The organism is Vibrio limimangrovi (genome assembly GCF_054064025.1).
Genome location: NZ_JBSUGF010000001.1, coordinates 83095 through 98107, shown reverse-complemented (window position 1 = coordinate 98107; position 15013 = coordinate 83095). Strand labels below are relative to the sequence as shown.

The following is a 15013-nucleotide window of genomic DNA, read 5'->3' as shown; positions in this document are numbered from 1 at the left end:
TATGTGTCGCCAAAGTCTTCTATATTATGTAGATTAATATCTCTATTAAGATAGGTGTATTGGAACATCTGGAAAACTGGATTGATGAGGGTGTTATGTATAATCCAAAAGACGGTTTAGGCTTGCGAACTGACGTTGATGCCAACGAGATTTCTACTGAAGAGCTTATTAAAAATATAGACGCGTTGACTAAAGAGTTGGAGCGACGTCGAGAAGTTGAAAGGGATCAAGTTTTATCTGATATTAAAGAAAAGGTATTACAGTATAGAAAGCTACAACCAACAATTAATGACTTCGATTTGGCAAAGAAGATCGGTTTGAATGTGTCATGGAGTGATACAAATAAAGAAACACCAGTAGAGGAAAAAAAGAAAAAGAAACAACCACCTCACTTCTATTACAAAGATAGCCGTGGTGTAGAACACATTACTGGTTCAACTTCACCAAGAGCATTAGCTAAGTCTCCTTGGAAAGAACTTATTGAAGATGGAACGATCAATAACTACACGATCAAATATGAAAAGAACATAAACGGTGAGATGAAATATTGGACGAAGTCAAATGAAGGTGAACGACCAGATGATGCTTTACCTGTAAATCGCAATGGAGTTAATCTTGATAAGATAAGAGGATCAATAAAAAGTATCGCTTGAAATGGGTGTTATCTTAATGAAGATATACTCCTTAGGCTATTGGTTCGTAACTTAAATAAACTGAAGAAGCGACATGTGAATAGACTGAAAACGAGCATTAAAAAAGACGATTTCGAGAGTTTCAAAAGAAACTCAGATGAAGTTGGTCTTGACTATGATGCTGGAGTTTATTCATATGGTCAGTGTCATGCTGATGACGTACTAGAGAATTACGTTCAATGGTACTCATATTTTGATGACGCGACTCTCGCTGTAGAGTCTTATCACCAAGCGTATGAGAAAAGTATAGTGTATTGCAATACAGGTCTGTCTGAACAAGAGTTAAAAGAAGTTAGTGAAATGGATATAGGTGAAGTTCGTCAAGACCTCCGATCAGCACGTAAACCAATAAACAGTGGTTCAGACGTTAAATGGTAAATCTAAGCCCCATCAAGGGGCTTTATTTATTTCATCGTTGTGACCCTGATTTAAACTTCTTTCTTTAAAACCAAAACACAATGATAGAGAAGTGCTTTGATGACATGGTTCAGGCTATGAACTTCACGAAATAGAAGAAGCATTTTTCTCAAGAAGAGCATAAAACTCATTTCAATGGTTTTATCTCTAGTCAGACCTTCTTTAGCCGAGCTGTAAGTGATGATTTGATTCGCTTCATCGTACTCGTACTTGTAATGCGCTATGCCGTTTCTTAAGCGCGTATCTATTGCATCTTCATCAAAATTAAAGAAAGAGTTATCTATAGCTGCGAGTTTCCTGCCTAAGTCAACATTGGCATATTCGGCTAAAGAAGAGAACTCTTTTATCACTTTATTATTTTTCTTACTTATTCGAATTTCGTCTGAAAATAAATTGAAGTCACCTCGATGTATCAAATTGTTTAACCCTGCGACTAAAACTAGTTGTCGTGAGTATACTTCGGCGAGGTCTTTATATGTATTGTTACAAGTATCGAAGCTTTCTGTTGATACTCTAGCCGGAACGTCACCAAGATCTTCTTCAGAGTAGTCGTAATACAAAGCTGGGCGAAGAGGTAATTCTAACTTAATTAACTTAGGGTATAGGCTTATACAGTCATGATGAACAGTCTTTAGAAATCCTGTTTTGAGTATACTATCGAAGAAGGCGTTTAAGTTGTCATTGTGTTCAGAGTACAATGTAAAAAGCAATTTCGGCATTCCCTTACTTAGTTCAGTATTGTGTTCATGCACTGTAAGAGGAGAAGACATAATCGACGTAGCAGAATACAGAGCTGCAATAACGTCTTCTTGTTTGTGAGACTTGAGCTTTACAAACTCTAAATCAGCAAGGCTTTTAACTACTTTCTCAAATGCCTTTATGTCGCCACGTTTGTATTGAGATATTAGTCTACGCAAGTTTCGGTGATGACCACTCAATCTATTGAGCAAATCTAAACGAGTAAACAAATGGCGATAAGAATCTTGTCCGATTGAATGGATAACACGCATAAACGCGGTGTTCCCTTGCTCATAGTTGCCGAATGATACTGGAAAGTCTAAGTGTAGGTCTATAAAAGGGTTCTCACCTGAAAATAGACCTTCAAACTCCTTGATTTCGGTAGCACCTTCAAGATCATCAAGACCTAAGGTAAAAGTGATTTGTTCATTACACTCAGGACATGCGAACTGAAATCGTTGGACTTGGCGGTTAGACATTCCAATACGGCAGTCGATTAAGGTGTCGCAAGTATCACATTGATAACGAGTACAGATATTCATGTTAAATTGCAGTCTATTATGATTTAACTTTAATCTTTCTCGTTTGTAAGCCTCAGTCAAGTGAAAATCTGGATAATTAGCATCAATATACTTCGAATGTGAGATGGGTTATCTTTTGCATATAGCCGTCACAGTTTAGTTTACACTTCAAGCAATTCAAATTGTGCTTCTTCTTCAGACCAGTTTTTATAGGCTAGGGCAGCACTAGCTAACCGGCACTCTTCTTCGGCGATAAGTTTTTCAGTTTGTCGGAAATTTGCGTTGCAGAACATCAAGGGATAGAACTGAGTGATCTTCTCAATCGTGAACCTATCTGGCAGCAGTCTCATGCCTTTATCAAGTAGCTTAACTATGTCTTCAAGGTATTCGACATGCTCTGGTTCAACTAACGGCTTAATCGCCTTTAGCAAGTCACGGTTGTAGTTAATCGCTAATGAACTGATCAAGTTATTGGTTGTTTTGTCTAGGTCTACTTCGTCGTTGTCTTGTTCAAATAAAGCTTCAATCTCATCCTCTTCAATAACTAATTCGATTTCTTCTACTTGCCAGTTCAAAGTAAGATTAGCCTCAACAGGGATTCGTTTTGGTTTAGCCTCATGCAATTGCTTTTCCTCGATGTTACTTTTAATAATCGATAGTATTTCGTCTTTTGAACGGTTAAATGTATCACAAGCATTTTGTATAATTGCGCCGAAGCTGACTTCGTCATTGATTAAAAGAGTTGTAGTCTCTTTTAGTTTTCCGTGCACGATTTTTGCTTCACCGTTATGGACTTCACCGAGATCATTACTATCTACATGTTTAACACAAGCGATTGCAATTTCATGACTGTTGATGTCTGCAAATAGTACTTGAGCGGTACTTGCATCAAGAGCTATAAAGTAATTGCCAGTAACAGCCGTATACAACTCGGCAGTGCTGTGTAGTTTACGAGAAATCTTCTTTGACAGTTGGTCATGTTTTGAATCAAGCTGCTTATCTTTGCGGTCGTATTCAATCAATGTACGTACATTTAACTTATCGGTTTTCTTCAACGTCACACGTTTGACTAATTCTTTATATGAGCGTTGACCAGTTTGTTCTTGCAATCGAACTTGAATTAAATTGCTATTGGTGAATAGCGTTGCTTTTTTAGTTAATGGTTGATTCATGTGATACCTCATTACTCTCATTGGAGTTGTTCTTCAGTTTACTTTGGGTTAGGTCGAAAATAATTTGCGTAATAGATATCTTGTTGTATTCAGGTAGTTCTTGCAGTGCTTCAGCTATAGCGATAGGAACACTGACTTTCAAATATGCCTTAGCTCTCATTTTCGATTTCTCTAACGATTTTGTAGATAGTTGAAGTTGATATTCTGTATTGCTTGCTTATCTCATCGATGGTCAGTTCGCTGTTCAAGTACAAGTCGTAAATCAATCGCTTCTGTTCTGGGGTTCTACGTGGTTTTTTGATTCTCATCATTCTCTCTTTTCTTGTTTCTACACTTCTATTTATAACAAGTCAGATCGAGGATTGATGGTTTGAGTGAAAAAAGTTGAAATTACTTTCGAACGGGCAGGTGACACAGTGGAGTAGTGCGCAATTTCGCGTACGTTTCAACGTACACTTTGACTCAATCTCACGTACACTTTCGCGTACATTTTAGTTAAGTGTTGCGTACGTTTAGAAGTACATATCAAGTACACTTTTGCGTACATATTAAAAAGACTAGCCTAGTAAAAACAATAGGTTATGAGATTAGATTTAAGAGGAACACTAATACGAGTAACGAGAAAGAGAACGAGAGTCCAAGGGAGAACAACAAGAATAGAACTGGGAGCGAAGCGACCGACGCGAAGCGTCTAATTGGTCGTTCTTGGAACGCGGCTTCAATAGGTCTTCAATTGGGGCTTCGCCCGTTCGCCTTCGGCTCACCTTGTTATCGCTTCGCTTATTACAAGTAGATGGTACTTGTGGTTCTTTGAATAGTCTCTATTGGTAGACTAAGAGACTGCTACGCAGTCACCGTCTTTCGATAGCACTGCGTGCTACCGGACAGTTTAGCTTTTGATTGCTTGTTAGTTATCTTTGACTTGTATAGCGCAAGCTAGATGCTCTTCAACGCGATTCTAAGATGGTTTCAACTGGCTAGTAGTGCACTTTGTTAAATGAGTCTTTAAATTCGCTTAGAGTCGAATCTAGACGTTAAAATGCTTTTGACATACATTTGCCTTTTATAAATACAGTTGAATGTTTTCAGAATTCTTGATTGTAAACCTTTTAGATGTTTTTAAGCTGTCTACCAGACTGCTTGTATAAATACGATTGAATTTGTTAATTCACTTCAATCGTAAAACCTCTCGTTTTGTTGAGCAGCCGTAAGGCTGCTTTTTTTTGGTTTGAATTTTATGGATAGATAAATACAACAAACGAAAAAGAGGTGAATCAAAATGCTTTGTCCAAGCTTATTATCAAGTCAAAACATCAATCCAGAAGAACACTTTTCTAGTCAACAATTCGACCGTTCTTATTTTGTTGAACGTATCTGGGAACAAATCCACGAAACCGATCAAAAGAGAAGGAATGGTTTAACTGATAACGATTGTCAGTACTTTGACCGACTCTTAACGGCTATTGAAGAATGGAGCCAAGAAGAGCTACTGGAACTTGCAGATGCAACGCCTAGTGAGTTTAGAAAAGAATTCAGGGGTGGTAGACATGCTTCTTGAATCAATCAGAGCCGCGACATATGAACCAGCCATACGTTTCAAGACCGACGTAACAGAAGCGCGTCAGCGTGTCGTAGACTTCGCTGTTGCAGAAGTCCGAAAGAAAGCCGAGCTAGGCGAGACTTCAGCAGAGTTAACTCTTGACCATATCGCCAACGCTAGATATCAGCTGGTTGACTGGCTACGGTCGTATTTTGAGAAAGAGGAATTTAGCTTTAATGTGTCATCAACGCCAGAGCGCTTGGCGATCAGCATCAAGTGGTGATGGTTACTTACCACAACATCTTAAATGCGTTGGTTAGAACCAAATCAGTTAGTCCTCAAAACTATTATACTACTTGTTTTTCGACGTTAATCTAGGATAGATTTTGTCCCAAAGTTATGATTAAAACACTTAAGATAATTCGACTAGTGGTTACCTTTAATTGACTTTGTATCTATTGAATGTGTATCTATAGAAGAAGGATGAATAGGCTTATTCAACTGCTGAAGCACATAATCCGCTTGCGATTGCTCCATTGCTTCTTGAAGTTCCTGGATTCGAATATCATTTTCATACATTGCAAGTAAACTTTCACGTTCTTCGATGTCATCCGGTTTAACATCGTAAAGTGAAAGTATGTACAAATGCCCAGTTTCATCTTCAAGTCCTATCGAAGAGTCTGGATCAATATATTTGCAATCCTGAAAGGGAGTGTAAGAGGAGACCATTACGTGCTTTAGTCTTTTTCCAGATGTATATAACCTTCTCAAGAAGTCAAAGGGTTTCCAAATTATGTTCAAACCTTCTCTCAAATGGATTAAAACGAATTCGGAGTATTTTACAAATGGGTAACATTTTTGTTCAAGCAACACATTACTTACTAATCCACTAGATGATGTATTATTAGCGTATGTAGCCCCTATATCGAATAAAGTAGTATGTTCATCATCTCTAAGTGTAGCGTTACTTTTAACAGTAAACTCAATCGTAGCTGCCTCGCCGTCAGACCAAGCGTACGCTAATGGTTGAACAACTAGTACATCCGTCACTAGGTAATCTTCATCATTCCACGGAATTTGGCCGCTAGCTATTTCTTCTGCTAGTTTAGCCAGCATTTCTCTTCTGTGTTTCAAGTATACTTTTTTTTTATCTTTGTAGTGGGCTATGTACGCACCTTCCCCATGTAACATAAAAGCTAACTGTCCACTATCAGACACAGAGTCGACTTTAGCAATGCCTTTTTTGTCAATCGAAAAGTTGCAACCTAGTTTCTTACCCTGACTTTTTACTGAATTATCGGTTTTGAGCCAATTCCGCGTCCTGATATCTAGGTGTCCGGCTTTATCGAATGACCAATCCGTAAGTGGTCCATAATCACCAACTTGAACTATTTCCTCTGGATTGAAAGTGAAATAGTAATTCAATTTACTAAAAATATGATTTTGAATGAGTCGTTTGCTATCTCTTGCCATTGTCGTCAACCTAAGCCATGGTCACAAATGTAACTGTAGTAAAGGTGGTTCGGAATGACAAAGATTCCCTTGTGGAATGTGCTGTATAGAAATACCAATTGTAATTGGTTTAGCGTAAGTTAGCTGGTTAAAATCTAAATGATCGAGTCAGGGGGTATAATTAATGCTGTCAGCCTCCATTGGTAATCACAGCAGTACAATTTAAATGTATTAGCAAGATTTTATTCATCATTACCTAAAATATTATCAATAGCCTTCTCGATCTGTCCGTATGACCCACACATTCGCGCCTTTCTCAAAGCCACCAAATCAGACAACTTGCCAGTTGAACTGTTAAGAATTGAAGTGGCATCATGTTTTAACAAATCATCAGTAAAGTCAGACACGTCCATTTCTTCCTGAACTCTATCTAGTTCAAACAAGGCATTAAAAACAGCAAGTTGATTAGCGACTTTCGAACCTAGTACAGACTTCTTGGCGACATCACGCGCTAGTTGTCCAACGTAGGTATCTGAAACAATTGCTGCCTTGGCTCGCATCAACTGCTTTTCATACTCAATAGATTGAGCAAGAGAACTACAGTGAATAACCATCCAACGTAGTTCCGACAATGCATCGGTAACACTTGTTGATAGGTAATCGCTATTTGCAATTTCATCGTCAATAGCGCGGCTATGTTGTCTAAAGCTAGTTAATTCAACAGGCTTAACTGTAATGCTTGATTTAGTAATCTTTAGTTCTTCTGCTTCTTCTAAGCGTTCCAATTTTAACTCGGCAGAGTACAAAGCGGCTTCAAGTTCAGCGATTCGTTTTTGTTCTTTAGTTAGTCGCATGTCCAATATCCTTTAATTATTTTCTATTGATTCGAAGCCAGTCTCGGAAAGCGTGGCTATCTGTTTTAGCTACTGGTTTAGGCATGCTAGAGTAGTGCTGACACTCGCGCATGAACTGGTCGAGGTGCTTGCCATGAAGCAAGTACTTAATATCATCGGCTAAGTCTTCCATCGATTTCTTGCTACCTAAACGCGGTTCTACTGTTGCAAGATATTCAATTGATTTGTCTTTCAATACGTTGTCGAATTCTGCTTGATAAGCCTTAACAGCGTTTGGTGACTGTTGTTCAAGTGTCGCTAATCGACTAACGACGCTGTAAAGAAAGCCACTGTCCAAAGCTGAAGCTGCTTTTTTTAATTCTTGGAAGTACATATTTTAAATCCCGTTTTTAATGATTATTGTCTTTGCCTTCGCTAGCCAGTAGTTGGCAGCTAATAGATCTTCTCGTTGTGACACTGTAATGTCTTTACGATCTAGTTGGCGTTGAACCCAGTTCTTGAATTGATAGTTAGTAAACGTCATTTGCTCACGGTCTAACGTCGTTCTACCCACAACCCACTTAGTTGAATCGTTATGTTTGTCATAGGCATATAGAACTCTAGACTCTTCTTTAGTCTTCTTGAGTTGTTCATACTCGGCTTGTTGTTGAATTTGCTTTAACTCGTTTTCATGAGCAGATAAGAGTGTTTCTAGCTCTTTCTCGTTTAGCCATTGATCAAGTCCACCAGCAACACGACAAGAAACTTGAAACGCCTCAGGTGCTTGATATTGAATGGCATCGAGAACAGCACTTAACAGCCAACGGTTTGAAGTGTCACGTTGAACGTGCTTCAAGTTAATTTGCATACCCAAGTACCTCTAGTCTTTCTGAATAACGATTAACGTACTTGATTACTGTGTTGCGTGAGCATTCATTCTCACGAGCTAGAGAGCTAATCGATTTGATACCTAGACAAGACAATATTGCCAGTTCGGCACTGGCTATCTCATCAAACCGTTCTGGTCTGCCGCCTGCATTTTTCATGTTATTGCCTCTATGTTGTAATTTTAGAATTGCCGCTTTGTGCACCACTAGCGCGGCTGACTAGCAGGAATTGGAATCATTCGGTGCATGAGAAGATGCATTTCTCATATGCAAGTATTTATAAAGAGTTTTTGAGCAGGTTATTGAACACAAAAAGCCCTCGACATGATGCGAGGGCTAGAGGGATTAAAGTTTTGCGTTGATGACAGCTTGTAGTTGTTTACTAGCGGCTTCTACGTTGTCTATTGCCAGAAATGCCGCTGCCTTTGAAGTGTGGTCACAGAGCTTTTCTATTGCTTCAAGTTTACGAATAGCTTCGGCGTATAGCTTTTCATCGATTTTGCCACCACGAGCAAATTTACCGCCTTTAGTGCTTGAACGTCGGTAGTCTTCTAGAGTCGTTAAAAACTGGCTGGTCATTTGTCTTATTTGTATCGCAAGGGTTTTAAGCTGCTTAGATTGATTGGCTTGGTCGTTGGTGTCGTTAAAGACTACTTTGGCGAGTTGTTGCAGTTCTTCAAAAGAAGAAACAAGAGTTGTAGTGTAAGCGTTGATTTGGCGACTTAACTTAGTTGCTTCACTTGGCTCAAACAAACTTGATAGAGCGCGTTCGAGTAGTAGTTTCAATCTATTGTTTAGTACCTTGCCTGTTTTAGCTGTGTTCTTTCTCAACCATTTACGAGCTGCGTCAAGTGTTCTCGATTCTGCTAGGTATTCGTTGAATGTCAGAGTAGTTGATGTTGGTCTCATTTAAATATCTCCTGTTTGAAGATATTTATGATTGCTATTGTATGATTACAAAGTTAATGGCACTACTAGCTTTCTAGTCAGTGAGCCTTTTTAAGCTATATAAGTTAACGACATCGAATTCTTAGGTGTTCCTTAAAGTCATTGATGTATTTATGGAACTAGAAGACTCAATTATTGGTGACCATTTACAAAGTGTTAGAGAGCGGATAGGCAACAAAGTTGATCGCAAGTCTGTTTTAATGACGCACAGCGCCAAGAGATTAGACCAAAACTTGTTGGTGGAGCTTCGTTCTCAGCGATGGCGAGAGAATACCACACGAGTAGAGCTACAATTCATAGAGTTATAAGCAAATTAAAAGTCGATAGCTAGACCTGTGTATATACAGGCCTAGCTAATATAAACTAGTGATTACTTGGTTTAGAGTACTTTTCGATGACAATATCAACTTGTTTTATAAATTGTAACATATATTGTTCATTTATTTCCTTGGATTCTGTATTCTTCATGCTCTTTAATAACTCAACACAATCATTTTTTATTTCTAATCTGGAATTTTCTATTGTTTTGATGTCTATTTTATGTATTACCATCCAAAGTAAATATATGTCTTGAAGGGAGCGCTTAAAAGCAGTGATGTTTTTAACATTGAACATGTCATTTAATTCTGAAAGCTTGTCGTTAGAATCTCCGAGCAATAAATTTATTTTATCTATAAAAGTTTTAGTATTATTGATGCTGTCGACAAACTCCTTTTTCTTCGCTGGATTAGAATCTAAGCTATTTAAAAAGTTTGATATTCCTGATTTGTTCGTTATCCGACTATTTAGTCTATCTTGCTTAAGATAAAACTCTACGCCTTTAATCGGTGAGTTAGTTGATTCCAAATGATCAAGGTACGATAAAACAGTAATCATTTCTTCGTTTTCCATACGGTCGTTGACACGATCTTTTTTTACAACTCTCAAATAAAACCAATCAATGTTGGCTTCAGTTATATCTTTTATTTTCTGAATAACATCCAGACTAACAGTAGAGTTCCACATCTCAAAAGAATTTTCTTTGATAGGATATGGCTTGTTATTTAGTCTGATAAACAAATCTACGGGTTTAAATGCGTTGTTTAGCTTGTAATCTATTTCAATGATATTTAGATCAAAGTCATATATTTTCTCAGATAAATTCTCTGGTAGAGCGCTAAATTTAGAACCATTAAGGTCAGTCAGTATTTTTAATCCTTTCAAAGAGAAGTTATTATTTTTTGAGTAATCTTCTTGACCTTTTTCATTTAAGTATTGTTTGCCCATGAAAGCAAGAATTGAAAGTAAGCGTTGCTGACCATCAATTACTTCTTTTACACCGTCTTTATTTTTATAGATAAATATTGGAGGTAGATAAATACCAAGAAGAATGCTTTCTATAATGGAAGATGCTTTAGCTATACTAATTCTTTCTTGTCTTTGGTAAGAAGGTCTTAACATATATTTGTTAGTGTTTAGATCAGATACTACTTCCTCGATTGGCTCTGATGACGGTTCTGGCTTTAATACTCTAAGTTTATCTAAAACATTAATTCTTTTTAATCCATCTTCTTCAGTTTGTTTCATCTCTTTAATCTGAGAGCTAAAGCCATCTTTTTTTATATATATACCAAAGTCAAAGTTGTATTTTTTACCAAAAAATGAGCTAGTATCTTCAAATCGCTTTACTATGCTGCCATAATAGTGAGCACCATCTAAAGAGTATAGGTGCAGGTTGTCTTTATAGTGTTCAATCAAGCTTGGAAATATATTATCGTCAATGATATATTCGACTCCTTCGCTTTTCATTATTTCAAAAGCCCAAAGCATACACTCATAAATAAGTTTATTATCTAAGTCTTCAATAATCGATATCTTTTTATGGATATATATTACGTCTTTTACTGATGAAATGAAATTATTAAAATATATCTCGTTATCTTCGATATTGTCAGTAATAAATTCATAAAGTAGTTCTCTTATGTCTGTTCTACTACCGCTGCCAGCATATGAATATATTGGAAAGTGAGATAACGTTATATACCTACGCAAAAAATCTGCTATCGATGAAGAAGTTACATCCGATTTTCTTTTCTTATTACTAAAGAAGCAATTAATTATATCTACTACAGTATCTTTGTTCGATTCTAGGTACTCTTTTATCACAGTCGTTAAAGAGTCTTCATCGTACTTAGCATTATCTAATTCCATTGAATTAATAGGAGTTATACCTGTGTTGTATCTTCTAAATATTTCCTTTTTGATTTTGTCTTCTAATTCTAGAGATAACCGAGGCTCATTAACTACTTCAAATTCAAATAATCTAACTTTAGTATTTAAGAAAGCGTCTTTAATTTCTGGATTAAGTGTGTTGAAGTTTTCATCTTGAAGAACTTTTAATTCCATCAACCCATGAGTTGTAAGCTTAAAACTTGATTCTTTAAATCTTTTCAGCGTTTCAAATCTTTGTCTGCCATCAATTACTTCAATATTTTTACCTGATTTGAAAAAAATAAGTGGTGGGATATCGGTACCTAAAAGAATACTTTCTATGAAAAATGTAGCTTTTTTCGCATCCCAAACATAATTTCTTTGATAATAAGGTTTATAATTTATTCTTGATAGATTTCGCTCACTTAATAAGGTTTTCACAGATATAGTTCGAGTGTTTATTTTTAGATTGTTTTTAAATAACCTGTTAAATTCGTTTTCCATGTATGATACCTTATTAAACAAAATCTTTTACAAAGTTGATATTTTTTTCAATGCTAATTTTAGCTAATATAGAATCGTTTTTCTCTACAATGTCAATGTAATCATTAGTTGATAATTCTTCAAAATGACTGTTTATTAACCTGTCGTAAAAATAATTTTCTATGAATTTTAACATCTTTCCTTTTTCTAAGCATAATTTAGTTTCAATATCAAGTGAGCTATTGGTAATCTTAATTATTATATTTTCATCTATATCTAATTCCATCTGAATCATAATTTTACCTATACTATCTATAGCTAACTCAGATGAATAACTTGGATTTTCTATTTCTAGATCATACATATAGTGCCAGTTGGAACTTAAAAAGCTATCTAACCAAGATGTAATAGAATGTCTCTTCATATTCACTGAGTTGTCTTCATCTAAAATAAACTTGAATTCAACTTTTGAAATAGGCATTAAATGTTTTAAAATGTTGTATTTTAAAATTAGAGGTCTAAAATTAACACCATAAGAAGAATGAGCGTTATAGTATATTAAAAATAACTCTTCTTCAGTAAATTGAGAACGAACTATTTTTGAATAGAAATATTTCTTTTTGATGTTTAAATCTTCTTGTTCATCAATAGTTTTATAAATTCGATAAATAGTCTTAAGATAATGGGAAATGTTGTCTTTATTTTTGTAATATATTTCTTGATATTTATTGTTTATTAATTTTATTTTATCTTTTGCTTCTGTGTTATGTATATCTAAAGAGGAAAGTTCTTTGTTAACTTTAGATATAAAACTTCCGCTTTGGCTGGCGATATCTTTACGAATCCCTATGTAAATATCAAGTAATGAATAAAAGTTTGACTCAAATTGCTGAACTCTAGATGTTTTTGCTTGTTCTTTTAAGGCTTCCCTTTGTTCCTCGAATACTTTTCGAGCCATTGCATATTCTTTTCTCTGTAGTTCCATTTCTTCTTTTTGGTAATTTAAAGCAGAAATTTGTTTTTCAAGTGCATTTTGGTTAGTTTGGATATCTTTACGCTGTTCGGTTAGTCCCGCATAGAAAAGTATAACTCCGGCTAACGCCCATAAAGAACCAATAACACCTCCTACAATATCTCCAAATTGCCCGAAAACGTCTGTTTTAATTGGAACATCAAAGTTGAAAAATATAGATTTATAAGAAAAGGATAAGAGAAATACAATCAGTAAAAATACGCCTAAAAAAATTAGGACTTTAGAGAACCGCTCTGATACAAAAAAACTCACTATTATTCCTTATAGATCAATACTGGTACTAATTGTGCAGGTAATACTGACATGCATCTATCCGAACTACAAGAAATCCCGTGAGATTTTGGATGTTTGATTATACATGTCAATCAATTCACTTTGAATTATTGGAAAGTGGGTGGTTGACGATGATGAAATTTTAGGTCATTTACATTCGAGCGTCTTTAGTACAGAGAGTATCTCTCATTTTGATGTCACCTATCGCTATAAATGGCAGGCTCGTAGTTGTTATTACTATCTTGACCTGCCTAGTTAAGTTTACAAGTATCTTGAAATCAAGTGCTCTTTAAAGTAAGCAGAATTCAATGTCTCACCAGTAGCTTGTTTCACTAGTTCGTCAGTGGTCAGTAAGCTACCTTTACTCCAAATGTTGGCCGATAACCAGTTGAAAATTGGAGATAGATTGCCAGATCTTATAGCTCCGTCCACATCAACTGTCTTCTTCATCGAAGCCATAAACTGAGCTGCGTACATTGCGCCTAGTGTATAACTCGGGAAGTATCCAAATGCACCTTGAGTCCAGTGAATGTCTTGTAAGCAACCATTCTTGTAGTTATGCACTGTACATTTGCTCTCTGTCCAATGGATATCTTGCATACAGCCGTTTTTGTAGTTGTCTTTCGTCGACAAGCCTAAATAGGTCAGCATCTTTTGATCCCATAGTTCTGGTACATCGGTATGTTTTATCGCCCCATTCATCAAGTCACGTTCAATCTCGTAACGCAAGATAACGTGAGCAGGGTAGGTCAGTTCATCTGCATCAACGCGGATAAAGTCTTTCTTCACTCGGGTATAGAGCTTTTGGAAGTTTTCTTGCGAGAATAATTTAGTATCGTGACCCGTAAAGTGCGAGCCTGCTAGACGCGCTAAGTGTTCGATAAAGTGATTACTGCGACCAATTTGCATCTCAAAGAACAGTGACTGAGATTCATGAATTCCCATAGATCGTGCCTGACCAGAAGGCAAACCAGCCAGGGACTTCGGCAAGCCTTGCTCATAACGCGCATGACCAGTCTCGTGCACAATTCCCATCAATGACTGTACAAACTCGCTTTCATCGTAGCGTGTGGTGATGCGCACATCAGTAGGGACTCCGCCACAAAATGGGTGCACGCTTTCGTCGAGTCGGCCGTGTTCGAAATCGAATTGAAGTAGTTTCATGACATCCAACCCCAGCGCTTTTTGTATCTCGGTTGAGAAGACGCCCTGTGGCTCAATGTATTTTTCCGATGATTGCTTCTCGATAGCTTGGTCAATCATTTCTGGCAGCCAAGATTTTACGTCGCTGAACAGCAGGTCTAATGATTTTGTTGTTGTACCAGGTTCATAGATATCAAGCATTGCGTCATAGGCGGAAAGTCCCGTGACTTCAGCGCGGATTTGCGCTTCTTCCTGAGAAAGCTTTACGACTTCTGCCCAGTTCTTTTCAAATCCTTGCCAATCATTTTGACCGCGCTGAGTGCGCCAGGCGTGTTCACATTTTGAGCCAGCGAGGGATTTTGCCTGTACCAGATCTTCTGGCAGAACATTAGCTTGCTGCCAGTTGCGTTTTAGTTCGCGCAGTGTGGCCTGTTCTTGAACACTAAGTGATTCTTGCTCGGCTTCGGCAAACCAGTCTGATAGTTGCGGCTGAGTTTGCAGGTGATGCATGTGAACATACAATTCTGCCATCGCTTCTGAGCGAGCCTGACTACCACCGTTAGGCATTACTGCCGCTTGATCCCAGCCACAAATTGCGGCGAGGTGTTGAAAATTAGAGAGTTTTAGTGAGTGTTTTTTGAGTTTTTCGAATGCGCTCATGTGTCGCCTTCCATGACTATAAAGAAAATAA

The 15013-nt window shown here is 37.0% G+C and carries 14 protein-coding genes; 4 read left to right on the top strand and 10 right to left on the bottom strand.

The features are described from left to right. Positions 1-59 precede the first annotated feature (59 nt). Complete coding sequence (locus ACWYU8_RS00420; protein ID WP_457516173.1) at positions 60-653, top strand: hypothetical protein; 594 nt, start codon at positions 60-62, stop codon at positions 651-653. 75 nt (positions 654-728) lie between these two features. Next, positions 729-1070 (top strand): hypothetical protein, encoded by a 342-nt coding sequence (locus ACWYU8_RS00415; protein ID WP_318189893.1) that lies wholly within the window; start codon positions 729-731, stop codon positions 1068-1070. A gap of 50 nt (positions 1071-1120) precedes the next feature. Here the strand turns inward: ACWYU8_RS00415 and ACWYU8_RS00410 are convergent, their stop codons facing one another. Together ACWYU8_RS00410 and ACWYU8_RS00405 are read right to left on the bottom strand one after the other, a co-directional pair. Then, positions 1121-2326 (bottom strand): hypothetical protein, encoded by a 1206-nt coding sequence (locus ACWYU8_RS00410; RefSeq protein ID WP_457516172.1) that lies wholly within the window; start codon positions 2324-2326, stop codon positions 1121-1123. Between the two features lie 203 nt (positions 2327-2529). Further along, on the bottom strand, positions 2530-3540 hold the full coding sequence (locus tag ACWYU8_RS00405) for a hypothetical protein (RefSeq protein WP_457516170.1): 1011 nt from the start codon (positions 3538-3540) through the stop codon (positions 2530-2532). 1279 nt (positions 3541-4819) lie between these two features. Between ACWYU8_RS00405 and ACWYU8_RS00400 the strand changes: the two genes are divergently transcribed. Then, complete coding sequence (locus ACWYU8_RS00400; protein ID WP_318189889.1) at positions 4820-5098, top strand: hypothetical protein; 279 nt, start codon at positions 4820-4822, stop codon at positions 5096-5098. Then, the gene (locus tag ACWYU8_RS00395; protein WP_457516168.1) at positions 5088-5363 is read left to right on the top strand and encodes a hypothetical protein; all 276 of its coding nucleotides are present in this window, start codon (positions 5088-5090) and stop codon (positions 5361-5363) included. Before ACWYU8_RS00400 ends, ACWYU8_RS00395 begins: the two co-directional genes overlap by 11 nt. 143 nt (positions 5364-5506) lie before the next feature. Here the strand turns inward: ACWYU8_RS00395 and ACWYU8_RS00390 are convergent, their stop codons facing one another. The 8 genes from ACWYU8_RS00390 to ACWYU8_RS00355 all read right to left on the bottom strand — a co-directional run bounded on the left by ACWYU8_RS00390 (position 5507) and on the right by ACWYU8_RS00355 (position 14982). After that, a complete protein-coding gene (locus tag ACWYU8_RS00390; protein ID WP_457516167.1) occupies positions 5507-6553 on the bottom strand; it encodes a hypothetical protein in 1047 nt (348 codons plus the stop codon). Between the two features lie 221 nt (positions 6554-6774). Next, positions 6775-7386 (bottom strand): hypothetical protein, encoded by a 612-nt coding sequence (locus tag ACWYU8_RS00385; protein ID WP_457516165.1) that lies wholly within the window; start codon positions 7384-7386, stop codon positions 6775-6777. A 16-nt stretch (positions 7387-7402) separates the two neighbouring features. Next, positions 7403-7759, bottom strand: coding sequence for a hypothetical protein (locus tag ACWYU8_RS00380; RefSeq protein ID WP_457516163.1), 357 nt, complete (start codon positions 7757-7759; stop codon positions 7403-7405). Between the two features lie 3 nt (positions 7760-7762). Further along, entirely contained in the window at positions 7763-8233 is a 471-nt protein-coding gene (locus tag ACWYU8_RS00375) for a hypothetical protein (RefSeq protein ID WP_457516161.1), read from the bottom strand. Positions 8234-8597: 364 nt separating this feature from the next. Next, on the bottom strand, positions 8598-9161 hold the full coding sequence (locus ACWYU8_RS00370) for a hypothetical protein (RefSeq protein WP_457516160.1): 564 nt from the start codon (positions 9159-9161) through the stop codon (positions 8598-8600). A 402-nt stretch (positions 9162-9563) separates the two neighbouring features. Continuing rightward, a complete protein-coding gene (locus ACWYU8_RS00365) occupies positions 9564-11894 on the bottom strand; it encodes a DUF262 domain-containing protein (RefSeq protein ID WP_457516158.1) in 2331 nt (776 codons plus the stop codon). Between the two features lie 13 nt (positions 11895-11907). Then, entirely contained in the window at positions 11908-13158 is a 1251-nt protein-coding gene (locus tag ACWYU8_RS00360) for a putative phage abortive infection protein (RefSeq protein ID WP_457516157.1), read from the bottom strand. A 282-nt stretch (positions 13159-13440) separates the two neighbouring features. Then, positions 13441-14982, bottom strand: a complete 1542-nt coding sequence (locus tag ACWYU8_RS00355) for a carboxypeptidase M32 (RefSeq protein ID WP_457516155.1) — start codon at positions 14980-14982, stop codon at positions 13441-13443. Positions 14983-15013: the final 31 nt, after the last annotated feature.

Excerpts from the sequence above, each read along its gene's own strand:
- ACWYU8_RS00410 (WP_457516172.1), bottom strand. The coding sequence starts at position 2,326 with ATGTCTAACCGCCAAGTCCAACGATTTCAGTTCGCATGTCCTGAGTGT.
- ACWYU8_RS00370 (WP_457516160.1), bottom strand. The coding sequence starts at position 9,161 with ATGAGACCAACATCAACTACTCTGACATTCAACGAATACCTAGCAGAA.
- ACWYU8_RS00380 (WP_457516163.1), bottom strand. The coding sequence starts at position 7,759 with ATGTACTTCCAAGAATTAAAAAAAGCAGCTTCAGCTTTGGACAGTGGC.
- ACWYU8_RS00385 (WP_457516165.1), bottom strand. The coding sequence starts at position 7,386 with ATGCGACTAACTAAAGAACAAAAACGAATCGCTGAACTTGAAGCCGCT.
- ACWYU8_RS00375 (WP_457516161.1), bottom strand. The coding sequence starts at position 8,233 with ATGCAAATTAACTTGAAGCACGTTCAACGTGACACTTCAAACCGTTGG.
- ACWYU8_RS00400 (WP_318189889.1), top strand. The coding sequence starts at position 4,820 with ATGCTTTGTCCAAGCTTATTATCAAGTCAAAACATCAATCCAGAAGAA.
- ACWYU8_RS00365 (WP_457516158.1), bottom strand. The coding sequence starts at position 11,894 with ATGGAAAACGAATTTAACAGGTTATTTAAAAACAATCTAAAAATAAAC.
- ACWYU8_RS00390 (WP_457516167.1), bottom strand. The coding sequence starts at position 6,553 with ATGGCAAGAGATAGCAAACGACTCATTCAAAATCATATTTTTAGTAAA.
- ACWYU8_RS00405 (WP_457516170.1), bottom strand. The coding sequence starts at position 3,540 with ATGAATCAACCATTAACTAAAAAAGCAACGCTATTCACCAATAGCAAT.
- ACWYU8_RS00355 (WP_457516155.1), bottom strand. The coding sequence starts at position 14,982 with ATGAGCGCATTCGAAAAACTCAAAAAACACTCACTAAAACTCTCTAAT.
- ACWYU8_RS00395 (WP_457516168.1), top strand. The coding sequence starts at position 5,088 with ATGCTTCTTGAATCAATCAGAGCCGCGACATATGAACCAGCCATACGT.